The following is a 310-nucleotide window of genomic DNA, read 5'->3' on the forward strand; positions in this document are numbered from 1 at the left end:
CGCGGCGATCCCCAACACCGTCGTCCAGCGCAACCTGGAGTCACGGGTGCTCGACATCCACGTCAACACCCGGTCGGCGACGATGCGCCAGCAGGCGGTGCGTGCCGCGGTGCTCGGAATGATCGACGCGCGGATCGTCCGCTACGCGGCATCCGGCGATGACGATGTGACGCCGTTCGCCAATACCGTCTTCTCGCCGTCGGACCCGGGGTACTTCACCCCCGACCGTCTCCGTCCGAGCGCCGAGGCGGTGCAGGCGCTGCTCTTCTCGGCCGGCTACCGCCGGATGCCGGCCGCGCCACCGGTGCGA

1 pseudogene is annotated in these 310 nt (G+C 70.6%); it reads left to right on the forward strand.

The features are described 5' to 3' along the window. Positions 1–310, forward strand: a pseudogene (locus B4L26_RS07555) (ABC transporter family substrate-binding protein); the annotation flags it as partial.

The sequence above is a fragment of the Gordonia sp. UBA7599 genome, assembly GCA_002477755.1.
GTDB lineage: Bacteria > Actinomycetota > Actinomycetes > Mycobacteriales > Mycobacteriaceae > Gordonia.